Raw genomic sequence first — 15,567 nt, 5'->3', positions numbered from 1 at the left:
TCAACCCATCTGATGTCATGGTGCTGCCGGTATGGCGCCACCGGCAGAATGGGAGGTCAGTCGGCGACAAGGAGCTGCGGTGTCCAGAGGTGTTCTCGTCACAGGTGCGTCCAGGGGTGTCGGAGCGGAGGTCGCGAGGGCCTTCGCGCGGGCCGGCGACCGGGTCATCCTGCACTGCCGCGGCGCGGTCGATCGAGCCGAGGAGGTCCGCTCCGGGCTGCCCGGCGAGGGCCACGGTGTGGTCGCCGCCGACCTGGGGGATCCGGCCGCAATCCCTGCCCTGGTTGAGGAAGCGGCCGCGGCGCTCGGCCGGATCGACGTCCTCGTGAACAATGCCGCGCTGTTCGTCGACGAGCCGGTCTCCGGTTCCCGCCGGATCGGGCATCCGCTCGCGGAGACGCCGTACGACGAGTGGGTGTCGGCGTGGCGTCGTACCCTCGCGGTGAATCTGGAAGGGGCGGCGCACGTGACCTGGTGCGTGGCCCGGCAGATGCTGGACAACGACCCGGCCGAGGGCGTACGACGGGGTGCGATCGTCAACGTGGGGTCGCGAGGTGCCTATCGCGGTGAGCCTGACGTGCCCGCCTACGGCGCCGCGAAGGCCGGATTGCACTCGCTCGGGCAGTCGTTGGCGGTCTCGCTGGCGCCCCATGACATCACGGTGACGTCAATCGCGCCCGGATTCATCGCCACCGACATGACCGAGGATTTCCTGAACGGTCCTGGTGGCGACGCGATCCGCGCGCAGAGCCCGTTCAACCGGGCGGCCGGCGCCGAGGAGGTTGCCGAGGCGGTCTATTGGCTCGCCTCCCCGGCGGCCGGCTGGTCGAGTGGCGCCGTCCTCGACTTCAACGGCGCCTCGTACCTGCGTTGATCCGCGGTGCCTCCCAGGATCGAAAGCTCCTGGGAGGGTGTCAGCCGTAGACCTCGAGCTCGACGATGCGGGAGTAGGTGTTGCCGTTGCCGGCGAGACAGAGGATGCGTACGGCGTCGGCCTGGACCGGGGCGAAGGTCGTCGTGACGTGGCCGAGGGTGTTGCCGCGGACCTGGGCCGCGGTCTGCCAAGCGCCGCTGCCGCTGCGGACCTGGACGTCCCAGTCACGCAGCCCGTTGGTGGTCGCCGGCCACCGGATCGAGTCGAGGGTGTAGAGCTCCACCCGGTCGATGGTGGTCGGTTCGGCCAGGGCAACGTCGTACGTGTCCGGGAAGACCGCCCGGGTGCCGTCGTTCCAGCCGGTCAGGGTGTCCCACTGCTCTGAGTCCTTGTTGCCGTCGACCGCACCGCAGAGGGCGAAGTTGCCGTGCGTCGACGACGCCGAGGCCTGTTCACCCAGCGCGACGTTGCTGCCCGGGCCCTTTGACGGCAGGGGATTCACGGTCACCGGAACGGTGAGTTTCGACCGGTCGACCTCGAGGTCGATCGAGTACTGGCCGGGCGGGGTGTCGCGCGGCACCCGGACCTCGACCGGCGCGGACACCGGCTGGTCGGGGTCGACCGCCGGCAGCCAGGACGAGAACAGTTCCCGGGACAGCTGCAGTGGGCCGCTCGGGTCGAGTGTCAGGTCGGCGTACCGGTCCTCGGCACCGGTGTTGGTCATGGTGAGCGTCAGGTTGCCGGGGAAGCAGGGCAGGCCGACGACGCTCAGCTGCTGCGGTTGGGTCGAGATCTGTACGTCGGTCCGCGGTCTGCTACTTGTTGCCTCGGGCAACGCAATCACGGTTGCCGCCGCCGCGGCGCCGAGGGCGACGGCGGACTGCCATCGAAGGGTCATCGCTGTCTCCTCAGAGGGTCTGGATACCCGGGCGCCCGTCCTCGACGAGGAGTTTGGCGCGGGTGCTGACGGTGCCGTTCGGGACGGTGACCCGGTCGACCACGCGGAAGTCGGAGATCCACCGCTGTGGCGTGATGCTGCAGCTGACGTAACCGCGCTGGAAGTTGCCGTACTTGATGTGCGGGTTCTCCTTGAGCAGGGTCACGCCGCCCGGGTCCAGGTCCATCCCGTCGAGCCCCGAGCTGATCGATGTTCCGACGAACTCGGTGCCAACGGTCGGTGAGTCCGGGTTGGAGAAGTCCAGCTTGAGATCGGACGCGACGCTGCGGTGCAGGTCGCCGCCGATCGAGACCAGGTTGCGGATCTTGCGCTGATAGGCGCCGCCGAGGACGCGGTCGCGGGAGGCCTCGTAGCCGTCCCAGGTGTCCATCGGCACCAGGACCTCCGGGCCGTCCTTCACGTCCAGCCGGGCCAGCGCGTTCTGCTGGGCCAGGACGTTCCAGCGCGACTGCGACGCGGACCAGCCGTCGAGCAGCCACTTCTCCTGGGCGTCGCCGGTGAGCGTGCGGGCCGGGTCCTTCGTCTCCGGGCCGGGCGCGTCCGAGCCGTCGCCGTACGCCTGGTCCGAACGGTACTGCCGGGTGTCGAGCACGCTGAACTCCGCGAGCCGGCCGAACCGGAACCGCCGGTAGAGCTGCATGTCCGGGCCCTTGGGCAGTTGCGCGAGCCGCAGCGGCATGTGTTCCCAGTACGCGCGGAACGCGTTGGCCCGGCGTACCAGGAACTGCGCGGGCGGTGCGCTCGGATGTGCCTCATCGGCCCAGTTGTCGACCACCTCGTGGTCGTCCCAGGTGACGACCCATGGCGCGGATGCGTGCGCCGCCTGCAGATCGGGGTCCATCTTGTACGACGCGTAGCGGTTGCGGTACTCGTCCAACGTGACGGTCTGCCGGGTCACGTAGTCCTCGTTCGAGTGCGGCCGGACACCACGGTCGATGCCGAACTCGTAGATGTAGTCGCCGAGGAAGAACACCACGTCGTGGTCGCGCTTGGCCATGTCGGCGTACGCGGTGTACCAGCCCTCCCACCACGCCTGGCAGGACGCGAACGCCAGCGACATCTCGGGCACGATCGCGTCGGCCGACGGCGCGGTCCGGGTCCGGCCGACCGGGCTGAGCTGGCCGTTCGCACGGAAGCGGTACCAGTAATGCCGCCACGGACGCAGCCCGCGTACGTCGATGTGCACCGAATGACTGGCCTCCGGCCTCGCCTGGGTGGTGCCCTGGCGGACGATCCGGCGGAAGCCCGGGTCCTCGGCGACCTGCCACTGGACCTCGACCGGCCGCCGGTCCATGCCGCCGAACGGTGCGAGCGGCTCCGGTGCGAGCCGGGTCCAGATCACCACCGCGTCCGGCAGTGGATCACCGGACGCGACGCCCAGGGTGAACGGATCGCGGCGATCACCGCGACCGGTCGCCCCGGCCAGCGCCTGCCCCACCTCCGGCAGATTTCCGCTCAGCGCCAGCGCGGCCGCGGCCCCGGTCACCGTCAGGAAGCTTCGTCGAGTACTACCTATACGCACGCTCATCGGCACCTGCCCACCCGATCATCCGCTGTGATCACTTCCGCAACAGGTAAACTGCTGCCTGGCTAACAGCAGATTACGAGAAGTTCTCACGGGCAGGTGTGATCTGACCGGATCCGGCCTCACACACGAGTTTGCTCGCCGGCGGCGCGGTGATCTTCACCACCTAAGGCTTAGCTTTCGGCGCGTTTGACTGAGGCGAGGAGGAGTTGGGCGACGTCGGCTACCTCGACGGAGTCGCGGGCCGAGCCGTCGGCCTGTTTGGCGGTCAGGCCGTCGGACAGCATCACCCGGCAGAACGGGCAACCGGTGGCGATCTTGTCCGCGCCGGTCTCGACCGCCTCGGTGGTCCGGTTGATGTTGATCCGGCTCCCGATCTTCTCCTCCATCCACATCCGCGCACCGCCGGCGCCGCAGCAGAACGACTTGGTCTGGTTCCGCGGCATCTCGGCGTACTCGGCGCCGGGGATGATGTCGAGCAGCTCGCGCGGAGCGTCGTACACCTGGTTGTGGCGGCCGAGGTAGCACGGGTCGTGGTAGGTGATCTTCTGGCCGTTGAGGGTGCTGTCGGCCGGGGCGACCGGGGTCAGCTTGCCCTCGCGGACCAGGCGGTTCAGCAGCTGGGTGTGGTGGATGACGTCGAGCTCGACACCGAGCTGCGAGTACTCGTTCTTCAGCGTGTTGAAGCAGTGCGCGCAGGTGGAGACGACCTTCTTGGCGCCGGTCTCCTTGAAGACCTCCGCGTTCTGCATCGCCAGCTGCTGGAAGACGAACTCGTTGCCGGACCGCCGGGCCGGGTCACCGGTGCAGGTCTCGCCGTCACCCAGTACGGCGAAGCTGACACCGGCGATGTTGAGCAGCTCGGCGACGGCCTGCGTGGTCTTCTTCGCCCGGTCCTCGAAGGCGCCGGCGCAACCGACCCAGAACAGGTACTCGACCTCGTCCAGCGACTCGACGTCCGCACCGACCTGCTTGACCTCGAAGGGCAGGTCCTTGGCCCAGTCCATCCGGCCGGACGGGTTCATGTTCCATGGGTTGCCCTTGTTCTCCAGGCCCTTGAAGAGCCCGTTGAGCTCGGACGGGAACGAGGACTCGATCAGCACCTGGTAGCGGCGCATGTCCATGATCGCGTCGACGTGCTCGATGTCGACCGGGCACTGCTGCACGCACGCGCCGCACGACGTACACGCCCACAACGCGTCCTCGTCGATCACCGCGACGTCCGGCGAACCCACCAGCGGCTTGTCCTGCTCGGCCAGCACCAGCTCCGGCAGCGACTTGCGTTCGTCGTCGGACGAAGCCAGCAGGTACGGCGCCTTCGCGTACGCGTGCTCGCGCAGGTTCATCACGACCAGCTTGGGCGACAACGGCTTCTCGGTGTTCCAGGCGGGGCACTGGGACTGGCAGCGGCCGCACTCGGTGCAGGTGGTGAAGTCGAGCAGGCCCTTCCAGGTGAAGTCCTCGACCTTGCCGACGCCGAGAGCCGCGTCCTCGTCCAGCTCGTCGATGTTCTCGAAGTCGATCGGCTCACCCTTGACCATGATCGGCTGCAGCGCGCCGAGCGCCGTACCGCCGTCGGCCTCGCGCTTGAACCAGATGTTCGGCCAGGCGGTGAAGCGGTGCCAGGCGACACCCATGGTCGCGTTCAGCGAGATGGTGATCATCCAGGCGAACGAGATCAGGATCTTCACCATCGCGACCAGGTAGATCGCGTTCTCCAGCCGGGACTCCGGCCAGCTGGTGACCGCCTCGCCCAGGAACCAGGTCAACGGGAAGTGCCACGTGGACGCCTCGCCGAGGTGCGCGGCCAGCCCGTACTCGAGGGAGCGCAGCGCGAGGATGCAGATCAGTACGCCGAGGATCGTGTACTCGACGTAGTACGCCTGCCAGGCCCGCGAGCCGAAGAACCGGCTGTACCGGCCCTCCGAACCGCTCGGCAGATGCCGCAACCGGATCACGATCAACGCGCCGATCCCCAGCAGGCCGGTCCAGGTGAGGATCTCGGTGACCCACTCGAAGATGATCCAGTGCCCGACGATCGGCAGCGCGAAATGGGCGTCGAACAGCTGACCGAAGGCGGTCACCAGACTGAGGAACAGCCCGATGAAGCCGAACGCGACGAACCAGTGCAGGACGCCGATGTGACTCCACTGCAGCATCCGGGTGTGGCCGAGCGTCTCCTTGGCCAGCGTGGCGGTGCGCTGCCCGGGATTGTCGCTGCGGCCGGGGGCCGGCTGGCCGAGCTTGATGACGGACACCATGTGCCCGATCGTCTTGCCGAACAACGCGATGCCGACGGCGGCGATCGCGAGCGAGACGACGATGGCGAGGATCTGCATACCAGCGATGTTATTGGTTGGTTACTGGTCAGTCATGTCGATGTAGGCCTCATCACGCCCGAGATGTGACCGAAAGCAAACCGAGATGCGCCTTGACCGAAGAGTGGTTGCCGGTTCCCCGAGCAGTTCGCAAGTTTCTAACCACTGCGAACGCACTGATGGCACCATTTTACGGGACTCTCTACCTGTGGATCCTGGTCGGCCGCGAGTAAGGCTAGTCAGCAAGGCGATGCAGGCGTGCGCTCACGGCCGGGCGTCGATGATCGTCGGACGGCAGCACGGCATGCAGCGTCTCGAAGATCTCCAGGTCCTCGGCACCGGTGGTTGTCTGGGCGAAGCGCCACAGCAGCTCGGGATCGCCGGAGTCGAGGACGCCGCGGCGCAAGGTCGCGTCGAGTTCGTCGCGTTCGGCTCGTAGCGCCGGGGCGTCGGAGCGGGTGAGCAGGGCGCCGGGATAGCGGTCGAGAGCAGCGGCCAGGTCGCCGGCGCGCAGGGCGGTCTGTACGTCGGTGACGTCGCTGGTGGCCTCGGCGATGATCCGGTACGGCTTGGTGTCGAGGACCCCGCCGCCGAGCAGGTTCCGCAGCCGGTGCATCTCGGCGCGAACAGTCGTCGGGTTTCCCTCGTCGCCGTACAGCTGGAGCATCAACTGCTCCGCGGTGAGCCCGGCCGGATGGAGCACAAGCAGTGCGAGTACTTCGGCCCGCCGCAAGGTCAGCGCGATCTCGCGGCCGCCGACGACCGCGGTCGGCTGACCGGCGCCGAGGAGCTTCAGCCGCAACGACGGTCGCGACCGGCGTACCGGCGTACCGGGGATGCGCAGCAGGTAGCCCTCGTCGAGCTGTTCGACCACGCCTTCGCGACCGTCGCCGAGGTCGATCCGGGACGCGCCGTCGGCGACGTCGAGGCGATCGGGCAACCACTCCAGCGGCTGGACCGCGAGCACCCGGCCGGTCGGCGTCAGCAAGGCGCCGGGCTCGTCGCCCAAGGCGATCAGGTGGCGCATGTTGCGGGCCCGGAGGAGTTCGTCGGCCGCGGCCATCCGGACTCGCAGCTGTCCTTCGGCCAGCTGGGCCGCGGCGGTGACGAGCGCGACCATCGCCGGGTGGACCGTACGCAGCGGGCCCGAGACGTCGACGGCTCCGAGCAGCTTGCCGGTGTCGGGGTCGTGGACGGGCGCGGCCGCACAGGTCCATTCGTGGATGCGGCGGACCAGGTGTTCGGCCGAATGGATCTGCACCGGCTGTCCGACGGCGAGCGACGTACCCATGCCGTTGGTGCCGATCTGGTCCTCCGACCAGACGGCCCCCTCGGACAAGGCGATCCGGTCGGCCTGGCGCCGTACGTCGGCCGCACCTTCGCGCCAGAGGATCATCCCCTCGGCGTCGGTGATGATCATGATGTGTGACGCCTCGTCGGCGATCGACGTCAGCGTCTGGCGCAGGACCGGCAGTACGGCGCGGAGCGGATGGTTCTCGCGGATGCCCTCGACGACGTCCGCGTCGACGACCATCGGCGGCGCGTCCAGTTCGGGATCGACCGCGGCGGCCAGAGACCGCTCCCACGATGCGGCGACCAGCGGGCGCGGTGCGGAGGGTGCCCGGCCGCCGCCGAGCACCTCGTCGTACAGCTCGCTCAACCGGCGTGCCTGCTCCGGTGTGTCCATCCCAGCCTCACTCCGCGATGCAACGTCCGTGCAACGTCATGGCACCTAGGTTCGGTCCACCGTCGAGTTCCGTAGGAGGACCTATGACGATCTTCGCAGTTCCCGGGAGCGATGGCAGCCCGGTCGCGTACAAGGCGCGCTACGAGCACTACATCGGAGGCGAATGGGTGCCGCCGGTCAGGGGCGGATACTTCGAGAATCCGACCCCGGTCACCGGTGAGGTCTTCACCGAGATCGCCCGCGGTACGGCGGACGACGTCGAGCTGGCCCTCGACGCCGCCCACGGTGCCGCGCCGGGCTGGGGACGCACCTCGCCCGCCGAACGCGCCACCATCCTGAACAAGATCGCGGACCGGATCGAGGCCAACCTCGAGGCGCTCGCCGTCGCCGAGACCTGGGACAACGGCAAGGCCGTCCGGGAGACGCTGGCTGCCGACCTGCCGCTGGCGATCGACCACTTCCGCTACTTCGCCGGAGCGCTGCGGGCCCAGGAGGGGTCGGTCTCGGTCATCGACGACGACACCATCGCGTACCACTTCCACGAGCCGCTCGGCGTGGTCGGGCAGATCATCCCGTGGAACTTCCCGATCCTGATGGCGACCTGGAAGCTGGCTCCCGCGCTGGCCGCGGGCAACGCCGTCGTACTGAAGCCGGCCGAGCAGACGCCGGCGTCGATCCACGTGCTGCTCGAGCTGATCCACGACCTGCTGCCGCCCGGCGTGCTGAACGTGGTCAACGGGTTCGGCGTCGAGGCCGGCAAACCGCTTGCCTCCAGCAACAGAGTCGCCAAGGTCGCGTTCACTGGTGAGACCACGACCGGCCGGTTGATCATGCAGTACGCGTCGGAGCACATCATCCCGGTCACGCTCGAGCTCGGCGGCAAGAGCCCGAATATCTTCTTCGCCGACGTCGCGGCGTCCCGGGACGAGTTCTACGACAAGGCGCTGGAAGGGTTCACGCTGTTCGCGCTGAACCAGGGCGAGGTCTGCACCTGCCCGTCCCGGGCGCTGATCCAGTCGTCGATCTACGACGACTTCCTGGCCGACGCGATCGACCGGACGCGGGCGATCAAGCAGGGCAACCCGCTCGACACCGACACGATGATGGGTGCGCAGGCGAGTAACGACCAGTACGAGAAGATCCTCGCCTACATCGAGATCGGCACGGAGGAAGGCGCTCGCGTGCTGACCGGCGGCGCCCGGGCGGAGCTGGACGGAGACCTGGCCGGCGGGTACTACATCCAGCCGACCATCTTCGAGGGCGACAACAAGATGCGGATCTTCCAGGAGGAGATCTTCGGCCCGGTCGTCGCAGTGACGAAGTTCGACGACTACGCCGACGCGATGAAGATCGCCAACGACACCCTGTACGGCCTCGGTGCCGGGGTCTGGTCGCGGGACATCAACACGGCATACCGGGCCGGCCGTGAGATCCAGGCCGGCCGGGTCTGGACGAACTGCTACCACGCCTACCCGGCGCACGCGGCGTTCGGCGGGTACAAGAGCTCCGGCATCGGCCGGGAGAACCACAAGATGATGCTCGACCACTACCAGCAGACCAAGAACCTGCTGGTCAGCTACAGCCCCAACAAGCTGGGGTTCTTCTGACCATGGTGGTCGAGCGAGTGTTGCTCACGGACGCAGCGGCGGAGTTGCTCCGCCGCCTCACCGAGCTGCACGGTCCGCTGATGTTCCACCAGTCCGGTGGCTGCTGCGACGGCAGCTCGCCGATGTGCTATCCGGACGGGGAATTTCGCACGGGGTCGGCGGACGTGCGGCTCGGCGATCTGGTCGTGGCCGGCCTGGACCGGCCGATCGCGTTCTGGATGGCCGCGAACCAGTACGAGTACTGGAAGCACACCCAGCTCACCGTCGACGTGGTGAAGGGCCGTGGCAGCGGCTTCTCGGTGGAGGCGCCCGAAGGCGTCCGCTTCCTGATCCGCTCCCGCCTGTTCACCGACGAGGAGTCCGCCCAACTCGGACTCAGCTGAAGACTCACGCGGGCGCCCCCAGACCACCATGCGTCCGCGTGTACCAGCGAGTGCCGACCGTCCGGTGGCGTTGCCGGACGGCCGGCACTCTTCAGTTCGCCAGCAGCTCCTCGACCGTGCGTACGCCGCGGTCGAGAACGGCGGCGTAGATGTCGGTACTGCTGATCTGAGGACATTGGTCCTTCAGCTGCAGGATCGTCAGCCGCTGGATCTCCGGCGCGTCCCGCAGCCGTAGCGCCGCACCGACGTGCGGCCGCTCGACGACATGCAGCCAGAAGGTGAGGTCCACCTTCCAGCGGCCGTCGACCTTCAGTACGGCGTAGAAGCGTTCGTCGGTGATCGCCGGTGTCGGCCGCCGATCGCCGCGCTCGTCCCGGAAGTCGACATCGAGGGTGTCGACGCGGCGGGCGACCTCGGCCAGACCCGCGAGGACCTCGGCCGCGGTGGCGTCGGGTGCGTCGAACATGACATCGAGGTCGCGAACCACCATCAGGCCCGACAACGCGCTGCCGATCAGCTGCGGCCGCCACGGAAAGGCGGTCTCCAGCCGGAGCCGGTCGGCCAGCTCCCAGGCCTCGTCCTGCAGCGCCTGCGCACGTTGAAGCAAGGACATGCAGTCGACGGTAACCGGGGCAGGTCTTCAGGACCACCGAATTCCGGGGGAAATCCTTCACTGGTCGCGAGGGCCCGGAATCCTTGTCAGGACGGGAAAAACGGGGCACCGGACGGTTCAAACCCATGACATTTGTCGTGGATCCGATCGCTGGATTCCGGTGCCGCGGCGGGCGGACGATAGCGAGCACCCCACCCATGCCGGTCTCCGCCCCCGGCCTGATGAGGTCGGTGGGCGGAGACCTGCCCAGCTCGAGGAGTTCTGTTGAGGCAACGGATTCTCGTGTCCGCCCTGGGCGTCGGCGCACTAGCCGTCGCGGGACTGACCGCACAGGGAGCCGTCGCGGCCCCCACGCCGTACACCGCCGGGAAGCATGCGTCCAAGGTCTGCTCGGCCACCAGGGCCGCGCACACCGCGACCTGCACCGCGGAGAAGCTGGTGAACGACAAAGGTGTCACGCCGGCCTCGACCACACCGCCGTCGACCGGTCTCACCCCGGCCGGTCTGCGGGACGCCTACAAGCTCAACGGCCTGAGCGCCGCCGGTCGCACGGTCGCCATTGTCGACGCCTACGGCTACCCGAACCTGGAACGCGACCTCGGCGTCTACCGGTCCCAGTTCGGCCTGTCCGCGTGTACGACGGCCAACGGCTGCCTGCGAATCATCAACCAGAACGGCGGTACCACGCTGCCGCGGTTCAACGCCGGCTGGGCCGGTGAGCAGGCCCTCGACGTCGACGCGGTCTCGGCCGCCGCGCCCGACGCGAAGATCGTGGTCGTCCAGGCCAACTCCGCCAGCTTCGCCGACCTCGGTACCGCGGTCGTCACGGCGTCCAAACAGCCCGGCGTGGTGGCGATCTCGAACAGCTATGGCGGTGGCGACGCCTCCGACGCGACGTACGGCAGCTACTACAACCACCCGGGGATCGCGGTCACCGCGTCGACCGGTGACGACGGCTACCAGGGCGGTAGCTACCCGGCCTCGTCGTCGTACACGACAGCCGTCGGGGGTACGTCGCTTGTTGCAGCCAGCAACAGTCGTGGGTGGAGTGAGACGGTGTGGGACGGTGCCGGTTCCGGCTGCTCGACGTACAACACCGCGTTGAGTGCGGCCGCGAGTTTCGGCACCGGCTGCTCGAAGCGGGCGATGGCCGACGTGTCCGCGGCCGCCGACCCGGCCAAGGGCGGGATGGCGATCTACTACCCGACCACCAAGACGGCATCCACCTGGGCGCAGTTCGGTGGCACCAGTGAGGCTGCCCCGATCATCGCTGCGGTCTATGCGCTGTCCGGCAACACCAGCGGCTACGCGAACGCGCTGCCGTACGCGAACCCGGGCTCGCTGTTCGACGTGACGAGCGGCAGCAACGGGACCTGCCCGACGACCCAGTGGTGCAACGCCCGCACCGGCTGGGACGGCCCGACCGGCCTCGGTACGCCGAACGGCGCCGGGGCCTTCTGATCAGCCGCGGTACGGCGCGGCACTGAGCGAACGGGCGGACCCCGCCGCGATTGGGGTCCGCCCGTTCTGTGAGGGGTAGGCCCAGCTCCACCTCGCCGGTGGGGCTGGCGCTCCTGATCCTCGGCAGGGCAGTGCCGAGGATCGATGCATGACCACGATGACCGCGCGGCCGGACGCCGTACCCCGTCTTCCCGACCAGCTGAGAGGCTTGCACCGGCCGCTGCTGTGGGTCTCGATCGCTCTGGCCGCACTGGTGCCGGTGGCAATCATCGGCGCCCTGTTCGACGACCGGATCCTGCTCGGTCACCCGATCTGGATGAAGCCGCTGAAGTTCGCCATCAGCCTGGCGGTGTACTGCGCCACCCTGGCCTGGATGTTGTCGCTGCAGCGGAAGGCCCGGCGGCTCGGCTGGTGGATGGGCACGGTCATCGCGGCCGGAATCGCGGTCGAGATGGCGCTGGTGATGATCCAGGTGGTGTTCCGCGGCCGGCAGTTGCACTTCAACATGTCGACCCCGACGGATGCGCTGATCCACAACCTGATGCCGACCGCGATCTACCTCGTCTGGGCCGCGATGCTGGTGGTCGCGATCCAGTTGCTGTTCGATCAGCCCGGTGACCGGGCGCTGCGCTGGAGCATCCGGCTTGCTCTCGGTACGACGCTCGTCGGCATGATGCTGGCCAACCTGATGTTCCGGGCCACCCCGGCTCAGGAGCGGGAGGCCGCCGAGGCCGGTGAGCAATTGCACTTCGGGTCGCACTCCGTGGGCGTCGAGGACGGCGGCGCCGGGCTGCCACTGACCGGCTGGAGCACCGAGGGTGGTGACCTGCGGATCGGCCACTTCCTCGGCGTCCACGCACTGCAGGCGATCCCGTTGGTTGCCCTCGGCCTCGTTCTGCTCGCTCGCCGTGTGCCGGCGCTGCGTCCCGAGGGCCCACGGACCGCGCTGGTCCTCGTCGGCACGGCGTCGTACGCAGGGCTGATGTGGCTGGTCACCTGGCAGGCGCAGCGGGGGGAATCGATCGTCCATCCGAGCGCTCCGACACTCCTGGTGGCCGCTGCGTGGCTGGGTGCAACCATTCTCCTGTCACTCCTAGTACTCTTCCGTACACGAAGGACATCCCTCGTCTCCGCGTGATTCCGGTGATTTCGCTTCCCCGGCACCCTTGCTCGGCTTAAGGTCGCCCCCGGACGGATCGTGGAGGGCGATCCGCGCACACAACTCCATGGAGCGTTGTCTGTGACCACATCACGCAGAGGGCGGGGGCTCCTGGCAGCCACCGCCGTCTCCGCAGCGACTGTGCTGGTCGTGACCGCCGCCGGTGGCGCCACGGCCGCGCAGACCGCCGGCCCCGATCAGGGCAAGGCAGCCCCGGCCGGAAAGGCCGTCGGCAAAGAGAAGGGGTACTACGACGCCCGCACGCCGAGTGCGAAGACGACCCATGCCCGTGCCGCCAAGGTGGCCGGCAAGGAGACCGCCGCGTCGGAGAAGTTCCGCAACTCGCTCGGCTCGCAGGGCGTCGTCGAGGTGGACCCGAACACCGGCACCCCGGCCCAGGTGACCAAGCTGAACGGCTTCCTGACCGGCCGGAGCGCCAAGAAGGCCCAGGACATCGCGCTGAACTACGTGAAGGCGCACCCCGAGATCTTCAAGCTCTCGGCCGGCGACCTGGCCACGCTGAGGCTGCGCAAGGACTACGTCGACGACCTCGGCACCCACCACATCTTCTGGTCCCAGGTGGTCGACGGCGTCGAGGTGTTCGGCAACGGCCTGAAGGCCAACGTCACCAAGAACGGCCAGCTGATCTCGATCATGGGCGCACCGGTGGCCGGGCTCAGCTCGCAGGCACAGTCCCGGTCCGCCGCGGCCGCGCCGAAGCTGACCGCGGCGGAGGCTCGCACCGCCGCGGCCGAGGATGTCGGCGGTACGGCGAAGTCCGCGACCGCGAAGACCACCGGCGTGAACACCAAGTGGAACAACGGCGACACCGCCAAGCAGGTCTGGTTCCACACCGCCGACGGGCTGCGCAAGGGCTGGATGACGTACGTCAACGCCGGCGGCACCAAGATCTACTCGCACGTGATCGACGCGCAGACCGGCGGCCTGCTGTACCGTCGGCACCTGTCCAGTGACGGCCTGGGCGACGCGCTCGTGGTGGACAACTACCCGGGTGCCGCCAAGGGTGGCACGCAGCGGGTCGAGAACCTGATCTACAACAAGTGGCTGCCGAAGAACGCCAAGACCCTGCTCGAGGGTACGTCGGTCGCCGCCTGGGCGGACGTCAACGACGACAACCAGCCGAACGCCGGTGAGACGGTCAAGGTTCCGGGCACCAGGACGACCGCCGAGTACAAGCTGGTCTCGTTCCCGAACGCCGCGTCGTCGTGCTCGACGTCGTACATCTGCACCTGGGACCCGGCCAAGCCGGACTCCTGGAAGACGAACCTGAACCAGGACGTCACCAACGGCTTCTACCTGGCCAGCAACTTCCACGACTGGCTGGCCAAGCCACCGATCAGCTTCACCCCGGCGGCCGGTTCGTTCGACGCGGCGGGCGGCGACCCGGTGCTGCTGAACGCGTTGGACGGCGCGGCCACCGGTGACAACGGCGGTCCCGACGGCAACCACATCAACAACGCGAACATGTCCACCCCGCCCGACGGCACGCCGCCGACCATGCAGATGTACCTGTTCGGCAACCCGTTCGTGCCGACCAGCTCGTCCAACTCGGCCGACATCCTGTACCACGAGTACGGTCACGGCCTGTCCAACCGCCTGGTCGTCGACGCCACCGGCAACTCGACGCTGAACAGCATCCAGGCCGGTTCGATGGGCGAGGCGTGGAGCGACTTCTACGCGCTCGACTACCTGGTCTCGCACGGCCTGGAGAAGGACACCACGGCCCCCGGCGAGGTGCTGGAAGGCAAGTACGTCACCCACGGCGGGTCGATCCGGACCCAGGCGAACGACTGCCGGGTCAAGGCGATCAGCCCGAACTGCGTCGGCGAGGACGGTTCGAAGGGTGGTTACACCTACGGCGACTTCCCGACCATCGGTGGTGAGCCCGAGGTGCACTCCTCCGGTGAGGTCTGGGCGCAGACTCTGTGGGACCTGCGGGAGCGGTTCGGCCGCGGCTACGCGGTCAGCCTGATCACCCGGGCGATGGAGCTGTCGCCGGCCGACCCGACCATGCTCGACATGCGCAACGCGATCGTCCAGGCCGACCTGGTCGCCAGCGGCGGCAAGAACGCCGGCATCATCTGGACCGTCTTCGCCAACCGCGGCATGGGCTGGTACGCCGGTGCCGTCGACGGCGGTGACGCGTTCCCGGCGGAGGACTTCCACAAGCCGCCGACAGGTGCGACGACGACCCTGACCGGGACCGTGACGGACAAGGACACCGGTGCTCCGGTGACCGGTGCGCTGGTCTACATCGGCGGTCACGCCTCCGGCTACGCGGGTGACTACGCCGGCGTCACCGATGCCACCGGCAAGTACACCATCACCAACGTTGCCCCGGGCACCTACCCGAAGGTGGTCGTCTCCGGGCCGGGCTACGAGCTGCTGGTCCAGCAGGTGACCGTGAAAGCCGGCGCGAAGGCCGACTTCGCGCCGCGCCGGAACTGGGCCTCGGCGTCCGGCGGCGGTTCGGTGGTGGACTTCAACGGTCCGGACTACAGCGACTACGGCTGTGGGCCGGGCGGTGCGATCGACAACGCCCAGGGCACCGGCTGGGGCAGCACGACCGGCGACGACAACGGTACGCCGACCGGCGTGATGGTCCCGAAGCACATCGACATCAAGCTGCCGGAGAAGGTCGACATCAGCGCGTTCAACGTCGACCCGTCGAACACCTGTGGTGACCCGGAGGACGCCTCCACCGGCCAGTACCGGATCGAGACGTCGGCCGACGGCACCACCTGGTCGACCGCTCTGGAGGGCACCTTCACCGCTGCCAACGTCGGCAAGTACAACCTGGTCACCCCGACCGGCAACGCGACCGATGTCCAGTACGTGCGGTTCTGGATGCTCAGCCCGCAGGTCCCGGACTTCGCCACGAACTGTCCCTCGGGCGGGTTCGCCGGGTGTCAGTTCACCGACCTGACCGAGATCCAGGTCTTCGGCACGAAGTAGGGCCAC

11 protein-coding genes are annotated in these 15,567 nt (G+C 68.3%); 6 read left to right on the top strand and 5 right to left on the bottom strand.

What is annotated here, in order from left to right:
• Positions 1 to 79: 79 nt before the first annotated feature.
• Entirely contained in the window at positions 80 to 874 is a 795-nt protein-coding gene (locus AB0F43_RS27935) for an SDR family oxidoreductase (protein ID WP_360483019.1), read from the top strand.
• A gap of 40 nt (positions 875 to 914) precedes the next feature.
• Here the strand turns inward: AB0F43_RS27935 and AB0F43_RS27930 are convergent, their stop codons facing one another.
• The 4 genes from AB0F43_RS27930 to AB0F43_RS27915 all read right to left on the bottom strand — a co-directional run bounded on the left by AB0F43_RS27930 (position 915) and on the right by AB0F43_RS27915 (position 7,362).
• On the bottom strand, positions 915 to 1,772 hold the full coding sequence (locus tag AB0F43_RS27930) for a hypothetical protein (RefSeq protein WP_360483016.1): 858 nt from the start codon (positions 1,770 to 1,772) through the stop codon (positions 915 to 917).
• A 10-nt stretch (positions 1,773 to 1,782) separates the two neighbouring features.
• Positions 1,783 to 3,360, bottom strand: a complete 1,578-nt coding sequence (locus AB0F43_RS27925; protein ID WP_360483013.1) for an alkaline phosphatase D family protein — start codon at positions 3,358 to 3,360, stop codon at positions 1,783 to 1,785.
• A gap of 170 nt (positions 3,361 to 3,530) precedes the next feature.
• On the bottom strand, positions 3,531 to 5,696 hold the full coding sequence (locus AB0F43_RS27920) for a (Fe-S)-binding protein (RefSeq protein ID WP_360483010.1): 2,166 nt from the start codon (positions 5,694 to 5,696) through the stop codon (positions 3,531 to 3,533).
• A 214-nt stretch (positions 5,697 to 5,910) separates the two neighbouring features.
• Positions 5,911 to 7,362 carry a GAF domain-containing protein gene (locus AB0F43_RS27915; RefSeq protein WP_360483007.1) on the bottom strand — a complete coding sequence of 484 codons (1,452 nt, stop codon included), beginning with the start codon at positions 7,360 to 7,362 and terminating at the stop codon, positions 5,911 to 5,913.
• Between the two features lie 83 nt (positions 7,363 to 7,445).
• Here AB0F43_RS27915 and adh point away from each other — a divergent pair, with 83 nt between their 5' ends.
• A complete protein-coding gene (adh, locus tag AB0F43_RS27910) occupies positions 7,446 to 8,969 on the top strand; it encodes an aldehyde dehydrogenase (RefSeq protein WP_360483003.1) in 1,524 nt (507 codons plus the stop codon).
• A gap of 5 nt (positions 8,970 to 8,974) precedes the next feature.
• Positions 8,975 to 9,352 (top strand): DUF779 domain-containing protein, encoded by a 378-nt coding sequence (locus AB0F43_RS27905; protein ID WP_360483217.1) that lies wholly within the window; start codon positions 8,975 to 8,977, stop codon positions 9,350 to 9,352.
• 91 nt (positions 9,353 to 9,443) lie between these two features.
• On the opposite strand, the gene AB0F43_RS27900 is transcribed toward AB0F43_RS27905, so the two are convergent.
• Positions 9,444 to 9,965, bottom strand: a complete 522-nt coding sequence (locus AB0F43_RS27900; protein WP_360483000.1) for a hypothetical protein — start codon at positions 9,963 to 9,965, stop codon at positions 9,444 to 9,446.
• Between the two features lie 264 nt (positions 9,966 to 10,229).
• Here AB0F43_RS27900 and AB0F43_RS27895 point away from each other — a divergent pair, with 264 nt between their 5' ends.
• The 3 genes from AB0F43_RS27895 to AB0F43_RS27885 all read left to right on the top strand — a co-directional run bounded on the left by AB0F43_RS27895 (position 10,230) and on the right by AB0F43_RS27885 (position 15,561).
• Complete coding sequence (locus AB0F43_RS27895; RefSeq protein ID WP_360482997.1) at positions 10,230 to 11,426, top strand: hypothetical protein; 1,197 nt, start codon at positions 10,230 to 10,232, stop codon at positions 11,424 to 11,426.
• Between the two features lie 148 nt (positions 11,427 to 11,574).
• Positions 11,575 to 12,564 (top strand): hypothetical protein, encoded by a 990-nt coding sequence (locus AB0F43_RS27890; RefSeq protein ID WP_360482994.1) that lies wholly within the window; start codon positions 11,575 to 11,577, stop codon positions 12,562 to 12,564.
• A gap of 102 nt (positions 12,565 to 12,666) precedes the next feature.
• Positions 12,667 to 15,561 carry a M36 family metallopeptidase gene (locus AB0F43_RS27885; protein ID WP_360482991.1) on the top strand — a complete coding sequence of 965 codons (2,895 nt, stop codon included), beginning with the start codon at positions 12,667 to 12,669 and terminating at the stop codon, positions 15,559 to 15,561.
• Positions 15,562 to 15,567 lie beyond the last annotated feature (6 nt).

Source organism: Kribbella sp. NPDC023972 (assembly GCF_040639075.1).
In the GTDB taxonomy this organism is placed as follows: domain Bacteria; phylum Actinomycetota; class Actinomycetes; order Propionibacteriales; family Kribbellaceae; genus Kribbella.
Note: the sequence above shows the minus strand (reverse complement) of the source record. Positions and strands in the feature narration are given on the sequence as shown.

What these genes read in the sequence shown, in the direction of transcription:
- AB0F43_RS27915 (WP_360483007.1), bottom strand. Translation starts at nt 7,362, where the DNA reads ATGGACACACCGGAGCAGGCACGCCGGTTGAGCGAGCTGTACGACGAG.
- AB0F43_RS27920 (WP_360483010.1), bottom strand. Translation starts at nt 5,696, where the DNA reads ATGCAGATCCTCGCCATCGTCGTCTCGCTCGCGATCGCCGCCGTCGGC.
- AB0F43_RS27900 (WP_360483000.1), bottom strand. Translation starts at nt 9,965, where the DNA reads ATGTCCTTGCTTCAACGTGCGCAGGCGCTGCAGGACGAGGCCTGGGAG.
- AB0F43_RS27925 (WP_360483013.1), bottom strand. Translation starts at nt 3,360, where the DNA reads ATGAGCGTGCGTATAGGTAGTACTCGACGAAGCTTCCTGACGGTGACC.
- AB0F43_RS27930 (WP_360483016.1), bottom strand. Translation starts at nt 1,772, where the DNA reads ATGACCCTTCGATGGCAGTCCGCCGTCGCCCTCGGCGCCGCGGCGGCG.
- adh (WP_360483003.1), top strand. Translation starts at nt 7,446, where the DNA reads ATGACGATCTTCGCAGTTCCCGGGAGCGATGGCAGCCCGGTCGCGTAC.
- AB0F43_RS27890 (WP_360482994.1), top strand. Translation starts at nt 11,575, where the DNA reads ATGACCACGATGACCGCGCGGCCGGACGCCGTACCCCGTCTTCCCGAC.